This window comes from Pseudonocardia yuanmonensis (assembly GCF_039542425.1).
Classification (GTDB): domain Bacteria; phylum Actinomycetota; class Actinomycetes; order Mycobacteriales; family Pseudonocardiaceae; genus Pseudonocardia; species Pseudonocardia yuanmonensis.
Window position 1 is genome coordinate 1 of the sequence record NZ_BAABIC010000088.1, and the last position, 504, is coordinate 504.

Below are 504 nucleotides of genomic sequence, written 5' to 3' on the forward strand. Positions count from 1 at the left end.
GTATCAGAAGTGCGAATGCTGACATGAGTAGCGATAAAGGGGGTGAAAAGCCCCCTCGCCGTAAGTCCAAGGTTTCCTGCGCAACGTTCATCGGCGCAGGGTGAGTCGGCCCCTAAGGCGAGGCAGAGATGCGTAGCTGATGGGAAACTGGTTAATATTCCAGTACCGTCGTACAGTGCGATGGGGGGACGGATCGCGGAAGATCATCAGGGTGTTGGATGTCCCTGTTGCTGTATCGAAGATGGCGCTTAGGCAAAGCCGGGCGCGTAAATCAAGGGTATGGCACGAGCGAGCATTGCTTGCGAAGTGATTGGAAGTGGTTCCAAGAAAAGCCTCTAAGCTTCAGCTGTACGAGACCGTACCGCAAACCGACACAGGTGGACGGGATGAATATTCCAAGGCGCTTGAGAGAACTCAGGAGAAGGAACTCGGCAAATTGATACCGTAACTTCGGGAGAAGGTATACCCCGGTAGTGTGAAGCGCCTGCGCGCTTAGCATGATGG

Annotated in this window: 1 rRNA gene; it reads left to right on the forward strand. The window is 54.2% G+C overall.

The features are described from left to right. A 23S ribosomal RNA gene (locus ABD990_RS34240) occupies positions 1 to 504 on the forward strand; the annotation flags it as partial.